At 68.1% G+C, this 21,765-nt stretch carries 19 protein-coding genes; 9 read left to right on the top strand and 10 right to left on the bottom strand.

Going from position 1 to position 21,765, the window contains the following annotated elements:
* Positions 1 to 2: 2 nt before the first annotated feature.
* From gyrA to dnaA, 7 genes are all read right to left on the bottom strand, one after another.
* Positions 3 to 2,603 carry a DNA gyrase subunit A gene (gene gyrA, locus ACFVT5_RS27345; protein ID WP_389893361.1) on the bottom strand — a complete coding sequence of 867 codons (2,601 nt, stop codon included), beginning with the start codon at positions 2,601 to 2,603 and terminating at the stop codon, positions 3 to 5.
* 42 nt (positions 2,604 to 2,645) lie between these two features.
* Positions 2,646 to 4,748, bottom strand: coding sequence for a DNA topoisomerase (ATP-hydrolyzing) subunit B (gene gyrB, locus ACFVT5_RS27340; RefSeq protein WP_389893360.1), 2,103 nt, complete (start codon positions 4,746 to 4,748; stop codon positions 2,646 to 2,648).
* Between the two features lie 297 nt (positions 4,749 to 5,045).
* The gene (locus tag ACFVT5_RS27335) at positions 5,046 to 5,669 is read right to left on the bottom strand and encodes a DUF721 domain-containing protein (RefSeq protein WP_389893358.1); all 624 of its coding nucleotides are present in this window, start codon (positions 5,667 to 5,669) and stop codon (positions 5,046 to 5,048) included.
* The gene (recF, locus tag ACFVT5_RS27330) at positions 5,666 to 6,787 is read right to left on the bottom strand and encodes a DNA replication/repair protein RecF (protein WP_389893355.1); all 1,122 of its coding nucleotides are present in this window, start codon (positions 6,785 to 6,787) and stop codon (positions 5,666 to 5,668) included. The genes ACFVT5_RS27335 and recF overlap by 4 nt, the downstream gene beginning before the upstream one ends.
* Before the next feature lie 28 nt (positions 6,788 to 6,815).
* Positions 6,816 to 7,691 carry a phosphogluconate dehydrogenase (NAD(+)-dependent, decarboxylating) gene (gene gnd, locus ACFVT5_RS27325; protein ID WP_389893352.1) on the bottom strand — a complete coding sequence of 292 codons (876 nt, stop codon included), beginning with the start codon at positions 7,689 to 7,691 and terminating at the stop codon, positions 6,816 to 6,818.
* A gap of 124 nt (positions 7,692 to 7,815) precedes the next feature.
* The gene (gene dnaN, locus ACFVT5_RS27320) at positions 7,816 to 8,946 is read right to left on the bottom strand and encodes a DNA polymerase III subunit beta (RefSeq protein ID WP_389893349.1); all 1,131 of its coding nucleotides are present in this window, start codon (positions 8,944 to 8,946) and stop codon (positions 7,816 to 7,818) included.
* A gap of 903 nt (positions 8,947 to 9,849) precedes the next feature.
* The gene (gene dnaA, locus ACFVT5_RS27315; RefSeq protein ID WP_389893346.1) at positions 9,850 to 11,931 is read right to left on the bottom strand and encodes a chromosomal replication initiator protein DnaA; all 2,082 of its coding nucleotides are present in this window, start codon (positions 11,929 to 11,931) and stop codon (positions 9,850 to 9,852) included.
* 427 nt (positions 11,932 to 12,358) lie between these two features.
* Here dnaA and rpmH point away from each other — a divergent pair, with 427 nt between their 5' ends.
* From rpmH to ACFVT5_RS27270, 9 genes are all read left to right on the top strand, one after another.
* Positions 12,359 to 12,496, top strand: coding sequence for a 50S ribosomal protein L34 (rpmH, locus tag ACFVT5_RS27310; protein WP_389893343.1), 138 nt, complete (start codon positions 12,359 to 12,361; stop codon positions 12,494 to 12,496).
* Between the two features lie 21 nt (positions 12,497 to 12,517).
* On the top strand, positions 12,518 to 12,889 hold the full coding sequence (gene rnpA, locus ACFVT5_RS27305; RefSeq protein WP_389893340.1) for a ribonuclease P protein component: 372 nt from the start codon (positions 12,518 to 12,520) through the stop codon (positions 12,887 to 12,889).
* Complete coding sequence (yidD, locus tag ACFVT5_RS27300; protein ID WP_389893337.1) at positions 12,886 to 13,245, top strand: membrane protein insertion efficiency factor YidD; 360 nt, start codon at positions 12,886 to 12,888, stop codon at positions 13,243 to 13,245. The genes rnpA and yidD overlap by 4 nt, the downstream gene beginning before the upstream one ends.
* Before the next feature lie 3 nt (positions 13,246 to 13,248).
* Positions 13,249 to 14,547 carry a membrane protein insertase YidC gene (yidC, locus tag ACFVT5_RS27295; RefSeq protein WP_389893334.1) on the top strand — a complete coding sequence of 433 codons (1,299 nt, stop codon included), beginning with the start codon at positions 13,249 to 13,251 and terminating at the stop codon, positions 14,545 to 14,547.
* Between the two features lie 16 nt (positions 14,548 to 14,563).
* Entirely contained in the window at positions 14,564 to 15,076 is a 513-nt protein-coding gene (locus tag ACFVT5_RS27290) for a protein jag (RefSeq protein WP_389893331.1), read from the top strand.
* 104 nt (positions 15,077 to 15,180) lie between these two features.
* The gene (gene rsmG, locus ACFVT5_RS27285; RefSeq protein WP_389893328.1) at positions 15,181 to 15,897 is read left to right on the top strand and encodes a 16S rRNA (guanine(527)-N(7))-methyltransferase RsmG; all 717 of its coding nucleotides are present in this window, start codon (positions 15,181 to 15,183) and stop codon (positions 15,895 to 15,897) included.
* Positions 15,898 to 16,311: 414 nt separating this feature from the next.
* On the top strand, positions 16,312 to 17,388 hold the full coding sequence (locus ACFVT5_RS27280; protein WP_389893881.1) for a ParA family protein: 1,077 nt from the start codon (positions 16,312 to 16,314) through the stop codon (positions 17,386 to 17,388).
* Entirely contained in the window at positions 17,385 to 18,479 is a 1,095-nt protein-coding gene (locus tag ACFVT5_RS27275; RefSeq protein WP_389893325.1) for a ParB/RepB/Spo0J family partition protein, read from the top strand. Before ACFVT5_RS27280 ends, ACFVT5_RS27275 begins: the two co-directional genes overlap by 4 nt.
* A 329-nt stretch (positions 18,480 to 18,808) precedes the next feature.
* Positions 18,809 to 19,426, top strand: coding sequence for a GNAT family N-acetyltransferase (locus ACFVT5_RS27270; RefSeq protein ID WP_389893322.1), 618 nt, complete (start codon positions 18,809 to 18,811; stop codon positions 19,424 to 19,426).
* A gap of 65 nt (positions 19,427 to 19,491) precedes the next feature.
* On the opposite strand, the gene trxA is transcribed toward ACFVT5_RS27270, so the two are convergent.
* The 3 genes from trxA to ACFVT5_RS27255 form a co-directional block, all read right to left on the bottom strand.
* Positions 19,492 to 19,824, bottom strand: a complete 333-nt coding sequence (gene trxA / locus ACFVT5_RS27265; protein WP_389893320.1) for a thioredoxin — start codon at positions 19,822 to 19,824, stop codon at positions 19,492 to 19,494.
* Positions 19,825 to 19,868: 44 nt separating this feature from the next.
* A complete protein-coding gene (trxB, locus tag ACFVT5_RS27260) occupies positions 19,869 to 20,828 on the bottom strand; it encodes a thioredoxin-disulfide reductase (RefSeq protein WP_389893317.1) in 960 nt (319 codons plus the stop codon).
* 170 nt (positions 20,829 to 20,998) lie between these two features.
* Entirely contained in the window at positions 20,999 to 21,226 is a 228-nt protein-coding gene (locus ACFVT5_RS27255; protein ID WP_389893314.1) for a hypothetical protein, read from the bottom strand.
* Positions 21,227 to 21,765: the final 539 nt, after the last annotated feature.

Below are 21,765 nucleotides of genomic sequence, written 5' to 3'. Positions count from 1 at the left end.
ACTTACTCCTCGCGCTGTTCGGCCGTGGACTCCGTGCCCTCGTCCGTACCGGTGACCGTCTCGCCGTCGACCGATTCGTCGACAGTGTCCCCGTCGACTTCCTCGGCCTCACGACCGGCCTCGGCGTTACGAGCGATACCGACCACGGCATCGCGCTTGCCCAGGTTGATCAGTTGAACGCCCATGGTGTCACGGCCGGTCTCCCTGACCTCGTTGACTCGCGTACGAATCACACCACCGCCGAGCGTGATGGCCAGGATCTCATCCGTCTCCTCGACCACCAACGCCCCGACCAGCGATCCGCGGTCCTCCACGATCTTGGCGGCCTTGATACCGAGGCCACCGCGACCCTGGACGCGGTACTCGTCGACAGGGGTCCGCTTCGCGTACCCGCCGTCGGTGGCGGTGAACACGAACGTACCGGGCCGGACGACATTCATCGAGAGCAGCTCGTCGCTCTCGCGGAAACTCATCCCCTTGACGCCCGAGGTGGCGCGGCCCATCGGGCGGAGCGCTTCGTCCGTCGCGGTGAACCTGATGGATTGGGCCTTCTTGCTGATGAGGAGCAGATCATCGGCGGCGGAGACCAGTTCGGCGCCGATCAGTTCGTCGTCCCCGCCGGCCTCGGTCTCCCGCAGATTGATCGCGATCACACCGCCGGAGCGGGGCGAATCGTAATCCTTCAGTGAGGTCTTCTTGACCAGACCCGCCTTTGTCGCGAGGACGAGATAGGGCGCGGCGTCGTAGTCCCGGATGGCGAGGATCTCGGCGATGGCCTCGTCCGGCTGGAAGGCGAGCAGGTTCGCGACGTGCTGCCCGCGCGCGTCACGGCCGGCGTCCGGCAGTTCGTACGCCTTCGCGCGGTAGACGCGTCCCTTGTTGGTGAAGAACAGCAGCCAGTGGTGCGTCGTGGACACGAAGAAGTGGTCGACGATGTCGTCTTCCTTGAGCTTCGTACCGCGCACGCCTTTGCCGCCGCGCTTCTGGGAGCGGTAGTCGTCCGTCTTGGTGCGCTTGACGTACCCCCCGCGCGAGATGGTGACGACGATGTCCTCTTCGGCGATGAGGTCCTCGATGGACATGTCACCGTCGAAGGGCACCAGCTTGGAACGGCGGTCATCGGCGTACTTCTCGACGATCGCGGCGAGTTCCTCGCTGATGATGCCGCGCTGGCGGACCGGCGAGGCAAGGATCGCGTTGTACTCGTTGATCTTGACCTGGAGTTCGTCGTGCTCCTGGACGATCTTCTGGCGCTCCAGGGCGGCCAGTCGGCGCAGCTGCATCTCCAGGATGGCGTTGGCCTGGATCTCGTCGATCTCCAGGAGACCCATCAGGCCCGTCCGCGCGATCTCCACGGTGTCGCTGCGCCGGATCAGCGCGATGACCTCGTCGATGGCGTCCAGGGCCTTCAGGAGGCCACGCAGGATGTGCGCGCGCTCCTCGGCCTTGCGCAGCCGGAACTTCGTCCGCCGGACGACGACCTCGATCTGGTGGGCCACCCAGTGACGGATGAACGCGTCGAGGGAGAGCGTGCGCGGCACTCCGTCGACGAGCGCCAGCATGTTGGCGCCGAAGTTCGTCTGGAGATCGGTGTGCTTGTAGAGGTTGTTCAGGACGACCTTGGCGACCGCGTCCCGCTTCAGGACGATGACGAGCCGCTGGCCCGTACGGGAGCTGGTCTCGTCGCGGACGTCGGCGATGCCGCCGACCTTGCCGTCCTTCACCAGGTCGGCGATCTTCTGCGCGAGGTTGTCCGGGTTGACCTGGTAGGGCAGCTCGGTGACCACCAGGCACTGGCGGTTCTGGATCTCCTCGACCTCGACCACCGCGCGCATGGTGATCGAGCCACGGCCCGTGCGGTACGCCTCCTCGATGCCCTTGCGGCCGACGACCAGGGCGCCGGAGGGGAAGTCGGGGCCCTTGATGCGCTCGATGAGCGCGTCGAGCAGCTCCTCGTGCGAGGCGTCCGGGTGCTCCAGATACCACTGGGCACCGGCCGCGACCTCGCGGAGGTTGTGCGGCGGGATGTTGGTCGCCATGCCGACCGCGATCCCGGCGGAGCCGTTGATCAGCAGGTTCGGGAACCGGGCCGGCAGGACGGTCGGCTCCTGGGAGCGGCCGTCGTAGTTGTCCGTGAAGTCGACGGTGTCCTCGTCGATGTCACGGACCATCTCCATGGACAGCGGCGCCATCTTGCACTCGGTGTAGCGCATGGCGGCGGCGGGGTCGTTGCCCGGGGAGCCGAAGTTGCCGTTGGAGTCCACCAGCGGCATCCGCATCGACCAGGGCTGCGCGAGACGGACCAGCGCGTCGTAGATCGAGGAGTCGCCGTGCGGGTGGTAGTTGCCCATGACGTCGCCGACGACACGGGCGCACTTGTAGAAGCCCTTCTCGGGCCGGTAGCCGCCGTCGTACATGGCGTACAGGACGCGGCGGTGGACGGGCTTGAGGCCGTCTCGTACGTCGGGCAGCGCGCGGGACACGATGACGGACATCGCGTAGTCGAGATACGAGCGCTGCATCTCCGTTTCGAGCCCGACGGGCTCGATGCGCACGGTCGATTCGGCGTCTTCGGGCACGGTGGGGGGGTTCTCGTCGGCCATTGCTGGTGAAGATCCTTTCTGCTGCGGTCAGCTGAGACCGACTCAGATGTCGAGGAAGCGGACATCCTTGGCATTGCGCTGGATGAACTGACGGCGGGCCTCGACGTCCTCACCCATGAGGACCGAGAACAGGTCGTCGGCCTGGGCGGCGTCGTCCAGGGTGACCTGGCCGAGTACGCGGTGCTCGATGTCCATCGTGGTGATGCGCAGCTCCTCCGCGTTCATCTCGCCGAGGCCCTTGAAGCGCTGGATCGAGTCTTCCCTGATGCGCTTGCCGGCCTGGCGGCCCAGCTCGATCAGGGCGTCGCGCTCACGGTCCGAGTAGGCGTACTCGAAGTCGTCACGGCCCCACTTGATCTTGTACAGCGGCGGGCGGGACAGGAAGACATGGCCGGACTCGACCAGCGGGCGCATGAAGCGGAACAGGAACGTCAGCAAAAGCGTGTTGATGTGCTGACCGTCGACGTCGGCGTCCGCCATCAGGATGATCTTGTGATAGCGGAGCTTCTCGATGCCGAAGTCCTCGTGCACACCGGTACCGAAGGCCGAGATCAGCGCCTGGATCTCCTGGTTGTGCAGGATCTTGTCGATCCGCGCCTTCTCGACGTTCAGGATCTTGCCTCGGATCGGCAGGATCGCCTGGTACATCGGGTCGCGTCCGGACTTCGCCGAACCGCCGGCGGAGTCACCCTCGACGATGAAGATCTCGCACTTCGTCGGGTCGTTGGACTGGCAGTCCGACAGCTTGCCCGGCAGCGACGCGGTCTCCAGGAGGCCCTTGCGGCGGGTCAGGTCGCGCGCCTTACGGGCCGCCACGCGCGCGGTGGCCGCCTGGATCGACTTGCGGATGATCTCCGCGGCCTCGTTCGGGTTACGGTCCAGCCAGTCCGTCAGGTGCTCGTGGACGACCTTCTGTACGAAGGTCTTCGCCTCCGTGTTGCCCAGCTTGGTCTTCGTCTGGCCCTCGAACTGGGGCTCGCCCAGCTTGACCGAGATGATCGCCGTCAGACCCTCGCGGATGTCGTCGCCCGTGAGGTTGTCGTCCTTCTCGCGCAACAGCTTCTTGTCGCGCGCGTAGCGGTTGATCAGACCCGTCAGCGCGGCCCGGAAGCCCTCTTCGTGCGTACCGCCCTCGTGCGTGTGGATGGTGTTCGCGAAGGAGTACACGCCCTCGCTGTAGCCGGTGTTCCACTGCATCGCGACCTCAAGGGACAGCTGCCTGTCCTTGTCCTCGGCCTCGATGTCGATCACGGTGTCGTGGACGACCTCGCCCTTGCGCGAGTTGAGGTACTTCACGAAGTCGACGATGCCGCCCTCGTAGTGGTACGTCACCGTGCGCGCCTGGGCCTCGGTGTCGTCGCTCGGCTGGTCCGTGTCCGCCCCGGCGGTGGCCTTCGCCGATTCACGCTCATCAGTGAGTTTGATCGTCAAACCCTTGTTGAGGAACGCCATCTCCTGGAAGCGCCGCGCGAGCGTCTCGAAGGAGTACTCGGTGGTCTCGAAGACGTCGCCGTCGGCCCAGAACGTGACCGTCGTACCGGACTCGTCGGTGGGCTCGTTCCGCGCGAGGGGTGCCGTGGGCACGCCCAGCTTGTAGTCCTGGGTCCAGCGGTAGCCGTCGCGCTTGACCTCGACGGAGACCTTGCTGGACAGGGCGTTCACCACGGAGACGCCCACGCCGTGCAGACCGCCGGAGACGGCGTAGCCGCCGCCGCCGAACTTGCCGCCCGCGTGCAGGACGGTCAGTACGACCTCCACGGCGGGCTTGTTCTCGGACGCGACGATGTCCACGGGGATGCCACGGCCGTTGTCCACGACGCGTACGCCGCCGTCGGGGAGGATCGTGACGTCGATGGTGTCCGCGTGGCCGGCCAGTGCCTCGTCGACGGAGTTGTCGACGACTTCCTGCACCAGGTGATGAAGCCCACGCTCACCGGTCGAGCCGATGTACATGCCAGGGCGCTTGCGCACCGCGTCCAGACCCTCAAGGACGGTGATGGCACTGCCGTCGTACGTCGAGGCCGTCTCCGCTGCCGCCTGAGGGGCGTGCGGTACGGCCTCGCCGGGCTTGCCGGCTGCGGTGGACGGGATGTTGTCGTTGGGGTTGCCGGAATCGGCCACGAAGCGCCCTTTCTGGCACAGCACAAGCCAGGCTCCCGGCGGTGGCCGGAGCGGCTGCGGCGTGTTGCGGTGGTAAGCCTTTATCAGCGTTGCTCGGTGTGTGTCCCACGAGTGGGGCAGGATTGCTTCCAGTCTACCGGTAGCGCCGACAGTGATGGGGGTTTGCCGGTACCTGAGTCCGCATGTGCCGCCCTGAACCGGTCTCCACCGACTCCCCATATGCGGCCCCGGGCCAAAAGAGGCTCACAGCGGCACTCAGCGCTTCGGGGTGTCAACCCCGAGCGACGGCCGCGCGCCGCGTCTCCGAGGCGCGCGGCAAGGTCATCCGTAGGTGTCGCCGGGGCCTGTGCTGCCAGGGGCACGCAAGGGGCCGAAGCGACGTGCGGGGCCCCCGGGACCGAGCACCTTGAGCAGCTTCACCGTGCCGTGGCCCAGGTCCTCGTTCAGCCGTGCGACCAGTTGCGGGGCGAGCAGCCGGAGCTGGGTCGCCCACGCCGTGGAGTCGCACTGCACGGTCAGGACGCGCTCGTCCTCGTCGTACTTCTGGGGGACGCAGTGGTTGGCGAGATCGTCACCGACGATCTGCGGCCAGCGGCCCATGACCCCGCCGACGGCGGCCGGGGTCTCCCAGCCGCGCTCGGTGATGAGCCGGTTGATCGCGGCGCCCAGCGCCATCGGGTCGCGTCCGTCGGCACGCGCGCCGGAACGCAGGCCGCCCCTGCGCGCCTGCTTCTTCTGCGCCGCCGCGTCCCCCCGCGCGCGTGCCTGCTCCTTCGCGGCACGCAGAGCGACCCGCGCGAGGTCGACACCGCTCGGCTCGGGAGGCGGGGGAGACACGGAACCCGGAGCGGGACCGCCGCCCGCGCCCTCGCCGGCGCCCGGCAGCGGGGTCCCCGAGGGGCCGCCCGGGTCTGTGGACCGGCGGATGTCCCGCGGCCCGCTCATACGCGCTCCACGCCACCGTCGGAGACCGTGAACCGGGTCCCCGCCAGGATGCCCGGCACATCGTCGTCCACGGCGGCCGTGACGAGCACCTGCTCGCCGGGCGCCACCAGTTCCGCGAGCCGCTCACGGCGGCGCGCGTCCAGCTCGGCGAAGACGTCGTCGAGGACGAGCACGGGCTCGTTCCCCTCGGCCCGCAGCAGGTCGTAGGAGGCCAGCCGCAGCGCCAGCGCGTACGACCAGCACTCGCCGTGGCTCGCGTACCCCTTGGCGGGGAGCTGGCCGAGTTTCAGGAGCAGGTCGTCGCGGTGCGGTCCGGCGAGTGTCACACCGCGCTCGATCTCCTGCTTGCGGACCTCGGTGAGCGCGGCCAGGAGCTGGTCGTGCAGGCCCTCGCGGGAGTGCGCGTCGCCGGGCGCGGACGGCTTGTACTCCAGGGCGACCGGACCGCCGCCGGGCGCGAGTTGCTCGTACGCCTTGTCGGTGAGCGGTTGCAGCGCGGCGATCAGGTCGAGCCGCTGGGCGAGCAACTCGGCGCCCACGCGCGCGAGGTGCTGGTCCCAGACGTCGAGCGTGGACAGGTCCAGGGACCGTCCGCCGTGCCGCCGGGCGAGCGCGGCGGACTTCAGCAGGGTGTTGCGCTGTTTGAGTACCCGGTCGTAGTCGGAGCGGACGCCCGCCATGCGCGGGGAGCGGGCGGTGATCAGCTCGTCAAGGAACCGGCGGCGCTCGCCGGGGTCGCCCTTGACCAGCGCCAGGTCCTCGGGCGCGAACAGGACCGTCCGCACTATCCCCACCACGTCACGCGGTCTGACCTGCGACGACTTGTTGATACGGGCACGGTTGGCGCGGCCCGGATTGAGTTCCAGTTCGACGAGTTGCTGACGCTCGCCCTGCCGGACGGTGGCCCGGATGATCGCGCGCTCCGCGCCGACGCGGACGAGCGGGGCGTCGGACGAGACCCGGTGACTGCCCAGGGTCGCCAGATAGCCGACGGCCTCCACGAGGTTCGTCTTGCCCTGGCCGTTGGGCCCCACAAAGGCGGTGACGCCCGGGTCGAGCGGTACCTCGACCCGGGCGTACGAGCGGAAGTCGGCCAGCGACAGATGCGTGACGTGCATGGTCGTTCGCCGACCTCCCCTGGTGGTGTCAGTTCTTCTCGACCGCGTGGCCGCCGAACTGGTTGCGCAGCGCCGCGATCATCTTCATCTGCGGGGAGTCGTCCTGGCGCGAGGCGAACCGCGCGAACAGGGACGCCGTGATGGCGGGCAGCGGGACCGCGTTGTCGATGGCGGCCTCGACCGTCCACCGGCCCTCGCCGGAGTCCTCCGCGTACCCCTTGAGGTGGTCCAAGTGCTCGTCGTCGTCCAGCGCGTTGACCGCGAGGTCGAGCAGCCAGGAGCGGATGACGGTGCCTTCCTGCCAGGAGCGGAAGACCTCGCGCACATCGGTGACCGACTGGACGGCCTCCAGCAGTTCCCAGCCCTCGGCGTACGCCTGCATCATCGCGTACTCGATGCCGTTGTGGACCATCTTCGCGAAGTGCCCGGCGCCGACCTTGCCGGCGTGCACCGAGCCGAAGTCGCCCTCGGGCTTGAGGGCGTCGAAGACGGGCTGCACCTTCGCGACGTTCTCCGCGGAGCCGCCGTACATCAGCGCATAGCCGTTCTCCAGGCCCCAGATGCCGCCGGAGACGCCGCAGTCGACGAAGCCGATGCCCTTGAGGCCCAGCTCCACCGCGTGCTTCTCGTCGTCCGTCCAGCGGGAGTTGCCGCCGTCCACGACGATGTCACCCGGCTCCAGGAGCGCGGCGAGTTCGTCGATCGTGGCCTGGGTCGCGGCGCCCGCGGGCACCATCACCCACAGCACGCGCGGGCCTTTGAGCTTGCTCACCAGCTCTTCCAGGCTTTGGACATCGGACACGTCCGGGTTGCGGTCGTATCCGATCACGGTGTGGCCCGCACGGCGGATGCGCTCGCGCATGTTGCCGCCCATTTTGCCGAGGCCGACGAGACCCAGCTCCATCAGTGTTCCTAACCGTCGCGATGTGGCGTACCGGGCACTTTCGTACCCCCGTCCGAGCCTACGCCCGCACCTTCGCGCACACCTGTGGGCTCAGCCGCTCAGACGTACTCCCACCTGCGCCGACTCAGCCCGACAGGCGCACCGGCATGATCAAGTACTTGTACGCGTCGTCCGACTCGGCGTCGAGCGCGGGCCTGCCGCTGAGCAGCGCGGGCTTGGTCGACGTCGTGAACGACAGTTGGGCGACCGGCGAGTCGATCGCGCTGAGGCCGTCGAGCAGGAACGTCGGGTTGAAGGCGATGGAGATGTCGTCGCCCTCCAACTGGGCGTCGACCCTTTCCACAGCTTGTGCGTCGTCGCTGGAACCGGCCTCCAGGATGAGCACGCCCTGCTCGAAGCTGAGCCGCACCGGGGTGTTCCGCTCGGCGACCAGCGCGACGCGCTTGACGGCCTCGACGAACGGGGCGGTCTCGATGACCGCGACAGAGTTGAACTCCGTCGGGAACAGCGTGCGGTACTTCGGCAGGTCGCCTTCGAGCAGCCGTGTCGTCGTCCGCCGTCCGGCGCCCTCGAAGCCGATCAGGCCCTCACCGGCGCCACTGCCGGACAGGGCGATGGTGACGCTGTCGCCGCTGGTCAGTGCCTTGGCGGTGTCCAGGAGGGTCTTCGCGGGCACCAGGGCGACCGCCGACGAGTCCGGGACCTCGGGCTTCCACAGGAACTCGCGGACCGCGAAGCGGTAGCGGTCGGTGGACGCCAGCGTGACGGTGTCGCCCTCGATCTCGATCCGCACACCGGTAAGTACCGGCAGCGTGTCGTCGCGCCCGGCGGCGATGGCGACCTGGGCGGCGGCCGAGGCGAAGACCTCACCGGGGACAGTGCCCGTCGCGGACGGCATCTGCGGCAGCGCGGGGTACTCCTCCACAGGCAGTGTGTGGAGTGTGAACCGCGAGGAGCCGCAGACCACGGTCGCCCGTACACCGTCTGTGGAAATCTCCACCGGCCGGTTGGGGAGGGCGCGGCAGATGTCGGCGAGGAGGCGGCCGGAGACGAGAACGGTGCCGTCCTCCTCGACCTCCGCCTCGACGGACACGCGCGCCGAGACCTCGTAGTCGAAGCTGGACAGGCTCAGCATGCCGTCCTCGGCCTTCAGCAGCAGGCCCGCGAGGACAGGCGCCGGCGGGCGGGCCGGCAGGCTGCGCGCAGCCCAGGCCACTGCCTCCGCGAGTACGTCGCGTTCCACCCGGATCTTCACCGTAAGCCCGCCTCCTGCTGTTGCTGGCTGCTCTCGCCCTGCCTGCTTCGTCGTCTGACTCGGTGTCGCCAGACCCACGGATGGGAAGGACACCGGGGAACAGTCTGACGTACGCCACTGACAGTAGGTGCCCCTCGGGGTCAAGTCATGCCGACGGGTCCTGGCGCTCCGGACCGCGAGTTGTGCACAGCCCCCACTTCGAAGCCAATCTCCCGCTCTCTCAAGTTGGTAGTAGTAGTAGGGGCTGTGGATACCGTGGATAACCCCGTTTTCCCAGCTCAGAGGCGGTTTTTTGTCCACCGGTCCTGTGGGTGGAGGCGGTGGACAACCCGGCTTCTCTGTGGACGGGGAAAAGTTCTGCACACCCGATGCACAGGCAGGGGCCACTTCTCCCCAGCGCCGTCCCCAGCTTTACCCACGTTCCCCACAGGCCAACCGGACGCCTTGGTGTGACGCCTTTCACTCGACGCGGTGAGAGAGCGCGTTGCGTTGCCGAACAGTGGACAGGGGTGTGGAGAAGCCGCCCGAAGCTGGGGACAACTGGCCGCTGCCTGTGGGCGGGCGGTGGACAACGCTCGGGGCACCCTGTGGACGGCCGCGTCGTCCACAGTCTGTGGAGAGCTGTTGTCCACGAATCCACAGCCATCTGACCTGCGCCGACCACTCCCCGCCCGCCTCGCCTGTGGACGCGGTCTGGAAAACTTCCCGGTCCCCAGGGTGTGGACGCGAAAAAGTCCGCAGATCTGTGGAGAACGGGCACATCGGGGCAGGTAATCGAACAGCGGGTGACCCGCGCACGACGAAGGGCGCCCCGGGAGGTGGTCTCCCGGGACGCCCTTGGGCCGTGTCCGCGGCCGGGCCGGCGCCCAGCGGGTCCGGCGTCCGGCCGTCTCGCGGCCGGTGTCAGCCGTTCTTGATGCGGTTGGTCAGCTCGGTGACCTGGTTGTAGATGGAGCGGCGCTCGGCCATCAGCGCCCGGATCTTGCGGTCCGCGTGCATCACGGTCGTGTGGTCGCGCCCGCCGAACTGCGCGCCGATCTTCGGCAGCGAGAGATCCGTCAGCTCACGGCAGAGATACATGGCGATCTGCCGTGCCGTCACCAGCACCCGGCTGCGCGAGGAACCGCACAGGTCGTCCACCGTCAGCCCGAAGTAGTCCGCCGTCGCGGCCATGATCGCCGTCGCCGTGATCTCGGGCGCCGAGTCCTCGCCCCCCGGGATCAGGTCCTTGAGGACGATCTCCGTCAGACCGAGATCCACCGGCTGCCGGTTCAGCGAGGCGAAGGCCGTCACCCGGATCAGCGCGCCCTCCAGCTCCCGGATGTTGCGCGAGATACGGGACGCGATGAACTCCAGCACCTCCGGCGGTGCGTTGAGCTGCTCCTGCACCGCCTTTTTGCGGAGAATCGCGATACGCGTCTCCAGCTCGGGCGGCTGCACATCGGTGATCAGACCCCACTCGAACCGGTTACGCAGCCGGTCCTCCAGCGTGACCAGTTGCTTCGGCGGCCGGTCCGAGGACAGCACGATCTGCTTGTTCGCGTTGTGGAGCGTATTGAACGTGTGGAAGAACTCCTCCTGCGTCGACTCCTTGTCCGCCAGGAACTGGATGTCGTCGACCAACAGGATGTCCATCTCGCGGTAACGCTTGCGGAAGCTGTCGCCCTTGCCGTCACGGATGGAGTTGATGAACTCGTTGGTGAACTCCTCGGAACTGACGTACCGCACGCGCGTGCCCGGGTACAGGCTGCGCGCGTAGTGCCCGATCGCGTGCAGGAGATGCGTCTTCCCGAGCCCCGACTCCCCGTAGATGAAGAGCGGGTTGTACGCCTTGGCCGGCGCTTCGGCGACGGCGACCGCGGCGGCGTGCGCGAAGCGGTTCGACGCGCCGATGACGAATGTGTCGAACAGGTATTTGGGGTTCAGCCGGGCGGTGGGCTCACCGGGCCGGGTCGCGGGCGCGGGCTGGGCGGCCAGCGGACCGGGAGCGCCGCTCGACGAGGGCTGCACGGACCCTGGGGGGCCACCGTGCACACCATGGGGACCGCGCGGACCCATGCCGCCGTGGGAACCGGGACCGTGCGAGCCGCGACCGCCGGCCCCGGACTGCGGGTCGGACAGCTCACGCCGGTCGCCGAGGTCCCGCCGCTCGTTCAGCTCGCGGCGCTCGGCCCGCTGCTCGTACTCCGCACGCGCCTGTTCGTACGGTGTGCGCTCCCCTTCGTAGGCCGGGCGCTCCCCTTCGTACGGCGGACGTTCGGACTCGTACGGCGCGCGCTCGGACTCGTAGGCACCGCGCTCCGTCTCGTACGGCGACCTCTCCGGCTCGTAACCGGATCGTTCAGGGGACGGCGAGCGGTAGTCGCGCCGGCCCTGCTGTCCCGGGTTCGCGTACGGATCCCGCTCGGGGAAGCCGAGGCGTGGCTGCTGCCAGCTGTACTCGTCCTGCGCGCGCGGCCAGGCACCGGGCTCCGCGCGCTGGTAGTCGGGGTACGCCGGGCGCGCGGTCGGCAACTGGTCGCCGCGTCCGCCCGGGTGCTCGTCGGTGGGACGTCGGCCGTAGCCGTCGTACGTGTCCCGGCCGTCTCGACCGTCGCGGGTGTCACGGCCGTCGCGGGTGTCGCGTCCCGGGCCGGGGCCGGGCGGCAGCTCCGGCTCCTCGTAGCGCTGCTGCGGGAGCGGCGTGGGGGCCGGACCGGGTTCCGCGCCCGCCGAGTCGTCGACGGTGATCGCGATCCGGATCGGGCGCCCGCACTCACGGGTCAGCGACTCGCTGACGATCGGCGCGAGCCGGCCCTCCAGGACACCCTTGGCGAATTCGTTCGGCACGGCGAGCAGGGCCGTGTCCGCGACCAGCGCCAGCGGCTGGCAGCGCTTGATCCAGTGTTCGTCCTTCGCCTCGACGCCCTGTCCGCGGCCTTCACCGAGAAGCTGCTCCAGTACGCGTGGCCACACTGCGGCAAGATCGGCAGGTACATCAGCCACAGGGCACGCTCTCTCGCAGGTCCCACGAAGGTGTGGTTCTTGGGACGGGGTCGGAAAAACTTTCGAAGGGTCCGGGGAACGGATCGGGTGCTGCGGCGGTAACGGAACGAATCGGAGTTCAGCCACGGTAGTCAGGGCGACGGGTGCGGTTCAAGTTGTTGTCCACAGGCTGTGCACAGTGTCTCCTACTCGCTGACGGGGATCGCTGGTTTGACCGGATGGCGTAGCCCCGCGTACCGTGACCAGGTCGAGTTGTCGATGGCTGCTGCCGCCTGCCTCCGATGGGCAAAGATCACACTGAGTGCTGAGAAGCACGACGAGTGATCGGGAAAGCGGTGCACTCGGGCGTATATGCGAGCTACTCGTGGGCGCACGGTGACAGCCAGGCGGCACCCCGCCACCCACCAATCATTTCTGGAGCCCCCGAGTGAGCAAGCGCACCTTCCAGCCGAACAACCGTCGTCGCGCCAAGACCCACGGCTTCCGGCTGCGTATGCGTACCCGTGCCGGCCGCGCGATTCTCGCGTCCCGCCGTGGCAAGGGTCGCGCCCAACTGTCCGCCTGATCGCCGTCAGGTCATGTCGTCGTGCTGCCTACCGAGCATCGGCTGAGGCGGCGCGAGGACTTCGCGACCGCGGTACGTCGGGGGCGCCGGGCCGGACGCCCGCTCCTCGTCGTCCACCTACGTAGCGGTGCCACCGACCCGTACGCGCCTGGGGAGAGCGTTCCCCCGTCGCGTGCGGGTTTCGTCGTGAGCAAGGCGGTGGGCGGAGCCGTCGTCCGCAACAAGGTGAAGCGCAGGCTTCGCCATCTGATGCGGGACCGCATCGCCCTGCTGCCCCCCGGTAGCCTGGTAGTCGTACGAGCGCTGCCCCAAGCGGGTGACGCCGACCATGTACAACTGGCCCAAGACCTGGACGCCGCCCTGGAGCGGCTGCTGGGAGGTGGCGCACGATGAAGTACCCCCTGCTGGCTCTGATCAAGCTGTACCAGTGGACCATCAGTCCGCTGCTCGGGCCGGTGTGCAAGTACTACCCGTCGTGCTCCCACTACGGATACCAGGCCATCGACCGGCATGGCGCGGTCAAGGGCACCGCGCTCACCGCCTGGCGCATTCTGCGGTGCAACCCGTGGTCGCTCGGCGGAGTCGACCATGTTCCGCCGCGCAAGCGTCCGAGGTGGCACGAAATGCTGCGTGACGCCTGGCGCGACCGCAAGGGCGGGCCTACCGCCGCCGGCGCTCCCTCCGGGGACAGCCTTCCTGACCCCGCGAGCCCTGCCGCCGAGACCCCGTCCCATGCCCAAGGAGCCTGATTAGTGGACACGATTGCCAGTCTGTTCAGCTTCATCACCACACCCGTCTCATGGGTCATCGTCCAGTTCCACTCGCTGTTCGGTGCGATCTTCGGCCCTGACACGGGCTGGGCCTGGGGCCTGTCCATCGTGTCCCTGGTGATCCTGATCCGTATCTGTCTGATCCCGCTCTTCGTGAAGCAGATCAAGGCGACCCGGGCGATGCAGACGCTCCAGCCCGAGATGAAGAAGATCCAGGAGCGCTACAAGAACGACAAACAGCGTCAGTCCGAAGAGATGATGAAGCTGTACAAGGAGTCGGGCACCAACCCGCTCTCCTCGTGCCTTCCCATCCTGGCGCAGTCCCCGTTCTTCTTCGCCCTGTACCACGTGCTCAGCGGTATCGCCTCGGGCAAGACGGTCGGCGTCATCGACCAGCCGCTCCTGGCGAGCGCGCAGAAGGCGCACATCTTCGGCGCCCCGCTCGCCGCGAAGTTCATGGACAGCCAGGACAAGGTGGCCGCCCTGGGCGCCACGCTCATGGACGTCCGCGTGGTCACCGCGATCATGATCGTCCTGATGTCGTTCTCGCAGTTCTACACGCAGCGCCAGCTGATGACGAAGAACGTCGACACCACGATCAAGACGCCGTTCATGCAGCAGCAGAAGATGCTGATGTACGTCTTCCCGGTCATCTTCGCCGTGTTCGGCATCAACTTCCCCGTCGGTGTCCTCGTCTACTGGCTGACCACCAACGTGTGGACCATGGGCCAGCAGATGTACGTGATCCACCAGAACCCGACCCCGGGCAGCAAGGCACAGTCCGCGTTCCTGGACCGGCTCCTGAAGCACGTCACGCACACCAAGAAGGTCCGCAAGCGGAGCCAGCGCGCCGCGATCAAGGCCATCGTCGCCAAGGGCCGCGACCGCAACGAGTTCGAGCGCAAGTTCATCAACGGCCTCGGTAAGGCCGGTCTCGCCGCGCAGACCGACGGCAGCGTGGCGCTCGGTGAGAGCGCCGTGGCCACCGAGACCGAGGACGGCACCCCGGGCTCCGGTGGCGGCGCCGCACCCAGGCGCCAGCAGCCCAAGCGGCAGTCGAAGTCCCAGCGCCATTCCGCGCCGTCGACCACCAAGTCGCCCGACAGTCCGGACACCGCCCGCTCCGTCGCCTCGTCGGGGAAGACGTCCCTGTCGAAGTCCGACGAGCCACAGGACGCCAAGCCGGCCGGCGCCAAGCCGGCGTCCAGTGGTACCCGCAGCCAAGCCAAGAGCGGGCAGCGCAAGGGCCAGCAGCGCCCCAAGCACCCGTCCAAGAAGTAAAGAAGGAGCCCATCCCGTGACGGAAGGCACCACCTCCGCCTCAGCCGAGGGCAGCGACACCCTGAGCCGCCTGGAGCAGGAGGGCGAGATCGCGGCGGATTACCTTGAGGGCCTGCTGGACATCGCCGACCTGGACGGCGACATCGACATGGATGTCGAGGCCGACCGCGCCGCCGTGTCGATCATCAGCGACTCGGGCAGCCGCGACCTTCAGAAGCTCGTGGGCCGGGACGGTGAGGTCCTGGAGGCGCTCCAGGAGCTGACCCGGCTCGCCGTGCACCGCGAGACCGGCGACCGCAGCCGGCTGATGCTCGACATCGCCGGCTATCGCGCCAAGAAGCGCGAAGAGCTGTCGGAGCTGGGCGTCAAGGCCGCCACCGATGTGAAGAACACCGGCGAGCCCGTGAAGCTCAAGCCTATGACGCCCTTCGAGCGCAAGGTCGTGCACGACGCGGTCAAGGCCGCCGGACTGCGGAGCGAGTCCGAGGGCGAGGAGCCGGAGCGCTTCGTCGTCGTGCTCCCCGCCTGAGCGACCCACGATGTCCCGGCCCCGTCTGTTCGCAGACGGGGCCGGTCTTTGTCAGCCTGATAGTCAGCACCCGGTGCGAGGTGCGGTACGGAAGGACGGTCCCCGTGACGGAGGCAGCGGAACTCCCCCCGGCGCCGGAGGAGGCGCGGGAGGTATTCGGTGATCGCTTCGGCGACGCCGTCCGGTACGCGGAGCTGCTGGCCGACGCGGGCGTGCGGCGGGGTCTGATCGGGCCCCGCGAAGTGCCCCGCCTCTGGGAGCGGCATCTGCTGAACTGCGCGGTGCTCTCGGAGGTCGTACCCGAGGGTGTGACCGTCTGCGATGTCGGGTCGGGCGCCGGGCTACCCGGAATCCCGCTCGCCCTGGTCCGCCCCGACCTGAAGATCACGCTCCTTGAGCCGCTCCTGCGCCGCACCAACTTCCTCAACGAGGTCGTGGAGCTGCTGGGCCTCGACCATGTGACGGTGGTCCGCGGCCGTGCCGAGGAAGTCCTCGGCACACTGACCCCGGTCCATGTGGTGACGGCCCGCGCCGTGGCACCGCTGGACCGGCTCGCCGCCTGGGGTGTCCCGTTGCTCCGGCCGTACGGAGAGATGCTGGCGCTCAAGGGCGACACCGCCGAGGAAGAGGTCAAGGGAGCGAAGGCCGCCCTCAGCAAGCTCGGCGCGGTGCGGACATCCGTCCTCCATGTCGGCGAGGACATCGTCGACCCGCTGGCGACGGTCGTACGGGTCGAGGTCGGGGAGAGTCCGGGGGGAGTGCGCTTCGCCGCGAAGCGCGCCAAGGCCGCGAGTACGGGGCGGGCCCGGCGCCGTCGCTGAAGGCTGCTGCTGCCGGTGCCGGTGCCGGTGCCGCTGCCGCTGCCGCTGCCGCTAGGAGCTGACGCCGCCGTCCCTGAGGGCGGCGGCGGTGGTTGCGCCGATGAGGGCGACGTCAGCTCCGGCTCGGGTCGGATCGCTCAGCCGTCCTGACGACCAGCCCTACTCCACACAAGCTGGCAAACCTACGCGCCCCGGAGTGTCGCGCCGAAACGGCGCTGACGGCTATGCATCGTGTTTCACGTGAAACGTCGCTCACTGCTGCAAGGCATCATCAGTCGCGGCCGGGCTGCGGCCGAACCCCGCGACCGCCGACCTCTTGGCCGCCTGGAGCCCCCCACACAGGGCACGGAGTTGTCCACAGAGGTGGATTTCTCCACAGAAGACCGGGCCTCGCTGGTTCGCGACCCCAAAGACATGGCAGGCTCTGTTCATTGCGAGTCTGAAGTCGAGGAGAGTGAATCCTTGCGGTCCAACGCCAACATCGCGGGACCGATGGCCGATCCGGTCCCCGGTCCCCGTACCGAATCGACGGGGGAGGATGTTTCACGTGAAACACCGCCTCCGATGGACGACACCCCCATCGGTCGTGCAGCCCAACTGGCGATGGAAGCTCTGGGCCGTGCCGGCGAAGGTCTGCCCCGCCCGGAGCAGACCCGAGTCATGGTGGTCGCCAACCAGAAGGGCGGCGTCGGCAAAACGACCACCACGGTCAACCTTGCCGCGTCACTCGCCTTGCACGGCGGCCGAGTCCTGGTGGTCGACCTCGATCCCCAGGGCAATGCGTCGACGGCACTGGGGATCGACCACCATGCCGAAGTCCCTTCTATCTACGACGTGTTGGTCGAGAGCAAGCCACTCTCCGAGGTGGTCCAGCCGGTATCGGACGTCGAAGGTCTCTTCTGTGCCCCCGCCACCATCGATCTGGCCGGTGCGGAGATCGAGCTGGTCTCCCTGGTGGCCAGGGAAAGCCGGCTGGAGCGGGCCATCAAGGCGTACGAGCAGCCGCTGGACTACATCCTGATCGACTGCCCGCCGTCGCTGGGCCTGCTGACCGTGAACGCCCTTGTCGCCGGCGCCGAGGTCCTTATCCCGATCCAGTGCGAGTACTACGCGCTGGAGGGACTGGGCCAGCTCCTGCGGAACGTCGATCTGGTCCGGGGCCATCTCAACCCCTCGCTGCATGTGTCGACGATTCTGCTCACCATGTACGACGGCCGCACCCGGCTGGCCTCCCAGGTCGCCGAGGAGGTGCGCACCCACTTCGGTGAGGAAGTCCTCCGGACGAGCATTCCGCGCTCGGTCCGGATCTCCGAGGCACCGAGCTACGGCCAGACTGTATTGACCTATGACCCGGGTTCCAGTGGTGCACTGTCCTACCTTGAGGCGGCGCGTGAGATCGCGCTACGCGGGGTGGGCATGCAGTACGACGCCCAGCACGCCCATCTGGGCACTCAGAACGATCAGCAGAGTATGGCGGAGGGGATCCAGTGAGTGAGCGACGTAGGGGTCTGGGCCGTGGCTTGGGGGCCTTGATCCCGGCGGCCCCGACGCCTGAGAAATCGGCTCCCTCGGGACCGGCCAATGGAGCCTCGCCAGGCGCCGGTCCCGTCCTCACCGCCGAACGTGGTGTGGCCGCGGCCAAGGTGGCCATGCTGCCGCAGGGCACGGGATCGCCGGAGATGATGGAGCCGATGGGGGCTCCGGAAGAGTTCCTGGACAACACGGCCGGGGCGCACTTCGCGGAATTGCCGCTGGACTCCATCACGCCCAACCCGCGTCAGCCGCGCAAGGAGTTCGACGAGGACGCCCTCGCCGAACTCGTCACCTCCATCAAGGAGGTCGGCCTTCTCCAGCCCGTCGTCGTACGACAGTTGGGCCCCGGGCGCTATGAGCTGATCATGGGTGAGCGGCGCTTGCGGGCGTGCCGTAAGGCCGACCTGGAGCGGATCCCGGCGATCGTCCGTGCCACGGACGACGACAAGCTGCTCCTGGACGCCCTCCTGGAGAACCTGCACCGCGCGCAGTTGAACCCGCTGGAAGAGGCATTCGCCTACGACCAGCTCCTCAAGGACTTCAACTGCACGCACGACCAGCTCGCCGACCGTATCGGCCGATCGCGTCCCCAGGTCTCCAACACCCTGCGCCTGCTCCGTCTCCCTCCGGCCGTCCAGCGCCGGGTCGCCGCCGGGGTGCTGTCCGCGGGTCACGCCCGTGCGCTGCTGTCCGTGGAGGACTCGGAGGAGCAGGACCGACTCGCGCATCGCATTGTGGCCGAAGGGCTGTCGGTGCGTGCCGTCGAGGAGATCGTCACTCTCATGGGGTCGCGTCCGCAGGCCCCGTCCCGGGCCAAGGGACCTCGGGCCGGTGCGCGGCTCTCGCCCGCCCTGACCGATCTCGCGACGCGTCTCTCGGACCGGTTCGAGACCCGGGTGAAGGTCGACCTGGGGCAGAAGAAGGGCAAGATCGTCGTCGAGTTCGCCTCGATGGACGATCTGGAGCGCATCCTCGGCTCCCTGGCGCCCGGTGAGGGCCCCGTGCTTCAGAAGGGCCTCACCGAGGGCCTTGAGGACGAGGAGGACTGACCCCGGAGAGGGCTCAGCCGGCCTAGCGGGACTGAATAGCTCAAGAGCGGGTCGTGTCCGGTGTGTACCGGAAAACGACCCGCTCTTTGCTTTCAGTCGGTATCGATGCAATCGCTTCGTGGATACGATGCGAACGAGTAGGGCGCATCCACCTGGCAGGACCTCTTCGGGGAGGCGAGGGTCATGCGAACGGTGAGCCGCACCGGTCTGCTGACCGCAGGCTTGGGACTCGGAGCGATCGGCGGTTTCATCGGCGGTCTGCTCAGGGAACGGAGCGCTCTGACAGCGGCCCGCGGTGCGGCGGGCGAAGGAAGTGAGGAACGGCCTTCATGGGGCGTCGGCTTGTACCGCTCACGCTGGACAACCTTCCGGATCTCCCCAAGCGCTGTCGGTCCTGCGTCTTCTGGGAACTGGATCCGGTCAGTGGGCAGGCCGCGGTAAGGGCGGGCAGATCTGAGCCGGAGAAGGAGGCGTGGATCTCCGCAGTCCTCCTGGAGTGGGGCTCGTGCGGGCGGGTCGTCTACGTGGACGATGTCCCGGTCGGCTTTGTGCTCTACGCGCCTCCCGACTATGTCCCCCGTGCCACCGCCTTCCCGACGAGCCCCGTCTCCCCTGACGCTGTGCTGCTGATGACGGCGTGGATCACACCGGGATACCAGGGGCAGGGACTGGGGCGGGTCATGGTGCAGACCGTCGCGAAGGATCTGCTGCGCCGGGGCTTCAAGGCGATCGAGGCGTTCGGTGACGCTCGCTGGAAGGAACCGGCGTGTGTGCTCCCGGCGGACCATCTGCTCGCCGTGGGATTCAAGACGGTCCGGCCGCACTATGCCCATCCGCGGCTGAGGCTGGAGCTGCGGACGACGCTCTCCTGGAAGGAGGACGTCGAGATGGCACTCGACCGTCTGCTCGGAGCGGTCCAGAAGGAACCGGTACTCCGGCCGCTGTGACACACGAATGGGCCAGCCCGACCGGGCTGGCCCATTCGATGTTTCACGTGAAACATCGCCACCGATCACTCGGCGATGAAGTCCTCCAGGTCGCGCACAATGGCGGCCTTCGGCTTGGCACCGACGATGGTCTTGGCGACCTCGCCACCCTGGTACACGTTCAGGGTCGGGATGGACATGACGCCGTACTTGGCGGCCGTACCCGGGTTCTCGTCAATGTTGAGCTTGACGATCTCGATCTTGTCGCCGTACTCGGCCGCGATCGCTTCGAGGGACGGCGCGATCTGGCGGCAGGGACCGCACCAGGCGGCCCAGAAGTCCACCAGTACGGGCTTGTCGTTCTTGAGCACGTCCTCCTCGAAGGAGTCGTCGGTCACGTTCTTCAGGGTGCCGGCCACGGCGGGCTCCTTAACTCGATGGTGCGGTGAGGCGGGTAGGGGGATCAGACGGTGGCCGCTGCGGTCTCGCTGTCGGCGAGTGCGGCGAGGTAGCGCTCGGCGTCGAGAGCCGCAGAGCAACCGGTGCCCGCCGCGGTGATCGCCTGACGGTAGGTGTGGTCGACGACATCGCCCGCACCGAAGACACCGGTGAGGTTCGTCCGGGTGGAGGGGGCCTCCACCTTGAGGTAGCCCTCGTCGTCCAGGTCCAACTGGCCCTTGAACAGTTCGGTACGAGGGTCATGGCCGATCGCGATGAACAGACCCGTCACCGGCAGTTCCGAGGTCGCGCCCGTCTTGAGGTTGCGCAGAGTCAGACCGGCGAGCTTCGGGTCGCCGTGGATCTCCGCGACCTCGCTGTCCCAGATGAACTTGATCTTGGGGTCGGCGAAGGCACGGTCCTGCATGGCCTTGGAGGCACGCAGCGAGTCCCGTCGGTGCACGATCGTCACCGACTTGGCGAAGCGCGAGAGGAAGGTCGCCTCCTCCATCGCGGTGTCACCGCCGCCGATCACGGCGATGTCCTGGTCCTTGAAGAAGAACCCGTCACAGGTCGCGCACCAGGAGACACCCCGTCCCGAGAGGGTGTCCTCGTTCGGCAGGCCGAGCTTGCGGTGCTGGGAGCCGGTCGCCACGATGACGGCCTTCGCACGGTGCACGGTGCCGGCGGTGTCGGTGACGGTCTTGATCTCCCCGCTGAGGTCGACATTGACGATGTCGTCCGGGACCAGCTCGGCGCCGAAGCGCTCGGACTGGGCGCGCATGTTGTCCATCAGCTCGGGACCCATGATGCCGTCCTCGAAGCCCGGGAAGTTCTCCACCTCGGTGGTGTTCATCAGCGCACCGCCTGCGGTGACAGCGCCCTCGAAGACCAACGGCTTCAGCGACGCGCGCGCGGTGTAAAGCGCCGCCGTATAGCCGGCGGGCCCTGAGCCGATGATGATCACGTTTCGGACGTCGCTCACGGCTTCATTCCTCGTCTCTGGAGACTGCTGCGTACTGCTGGCGGGAGCGCCTCACTCAGGACCCTCACACCACCCAACGGATCCTACGGGGCCTGCATTCCCGACGTGTCCGGGCGCACACGCACGCGTGTCCACACCCTGTAGGGCAGGGTGTGGACCGATGCGTTCGTTCAGTGCCGGGCGTAGGAGTGGGCGAGCAGCACCTTGCCCGTGGAGGTGGTCTGCTGCCGGACGCAGGCGGCGTCGACGATGTACGCGGAGACTCGTGTCATGTCGGTCTCATGCGGAAGGACGACGAGGTAGGCGTCCGTGCCCTCGTAGGTTCCCTGCTCGGCCGCCAGGGGAGCGTCGAAGCGACCGATGCCCTTCTTTATGCACTCCGGCACAGTCACCCCCACGGTGGTCTCCTCCCGAAGGGGAGCGTTCGACTGGGGAGTGTCGGGGCTGGATTGCACATCGAAGGACGACTTCGGGCTGGGGGACGACCCCTTCGGTGTGGAGCGCCGACTCAGGAGATCCGTCACCTGCCCCTCAAGCTGCCCCTCGGAGAAGGCGAGGCCGTTACCGGATGACTGCTGATTCGTCTTCGTAGCGCCTGCGCCGGAGTTGTCATCGCCGAGCGACTGGATCAGCAGGGAGCCGAGTCCGATCGCGGCGGCCGTGAAGACGGCGCCGAGCGTGATGGTCCTGCGTCGCCTGGACCGCCCACGGGAGCCCCGGCCGGGACCGGTCCTGGCGCGAGGGTGGCCGGCGGGGCGGTCGGCCGAGACCGTAGAGGCGCCGGTGGGTGATGCGCCCGCCGATACGTCGGCCGCTGTGCCCGTCGCTGCGTCGGGCGATGTTTCACGTGTAACAAAGACCCACCGGGTGTGGCACGACCCCGGGCACGCGGCGGGGTGGGTCGGCCTGGGCACGGGGGGGACCGGCCAGGGCGAGA

The sequence above is a fragment of the Streptomyces sp. NPDC058001 genome, assembly GCF_042886315.1.
Lineage (GTDB): Bacteria > Actinomycetota > Actinomycetes > Streptomycetales > Streptomycetaceae > Streptomyces.
Note: the sequence above shows the minus strand (reverse complement) of the source record. Positions and strands in the feature narration are given on the sequence as shown.

Excerpts from the sequence above, each read along its gene's own strand:
- recF (WP_389893355.1), bottom strand. The coding sequence starts at position 6,787 with ATGCACGTCACGCATCTGTCGCTGGCCGACTTCCGCTCGTACGCCCGG.
- ACFVT5_RS27270 (WP_389893322.1), top strand. The coding sequence starts at position 18,809 with ATGGGGCGTCGGCTTGTACCGCTCACGCTGGACAACCTTCCGGATCTC.
- gyrA (WP_389893361.1), bottom strand. The coding sequence starts at position 2,603 with ATGGCCGACGAGAACCCCCCCACCGTGCCCGAAGACGCCGAATCGACC.
- ACFVT5_RS27280 (WP_389893881.1), top strand. The coding sequence starts at position 16,312 with ATGGCAGGCTCTGTTCATTGCGAGTCTGAAGTCGAGGAGAGTGAATCC.
- gnd (WP_389893352.1), bottom strand. The coding sequence starts at position 7,691 with ATGGAGCTGGGTCTCGTCGGCCTCGGCAAAATGGGCGGCAACATGCGC.
- yidD (WP_389893337.1), top strand. The coding sequence starts at position 12,886 with ATGAAGTACCCCCTGCTGGCTCTGATCAAGCTGTACCAGTGGACCATC.
- ACFVT5_RS27335 (WP_389893358.1), bottom strand. The coding sequence starts at position 5,669 with ATGAGCGGGCCGCGGGACATCCGCCGGTCCACAGACCCGGGCGGCCCC.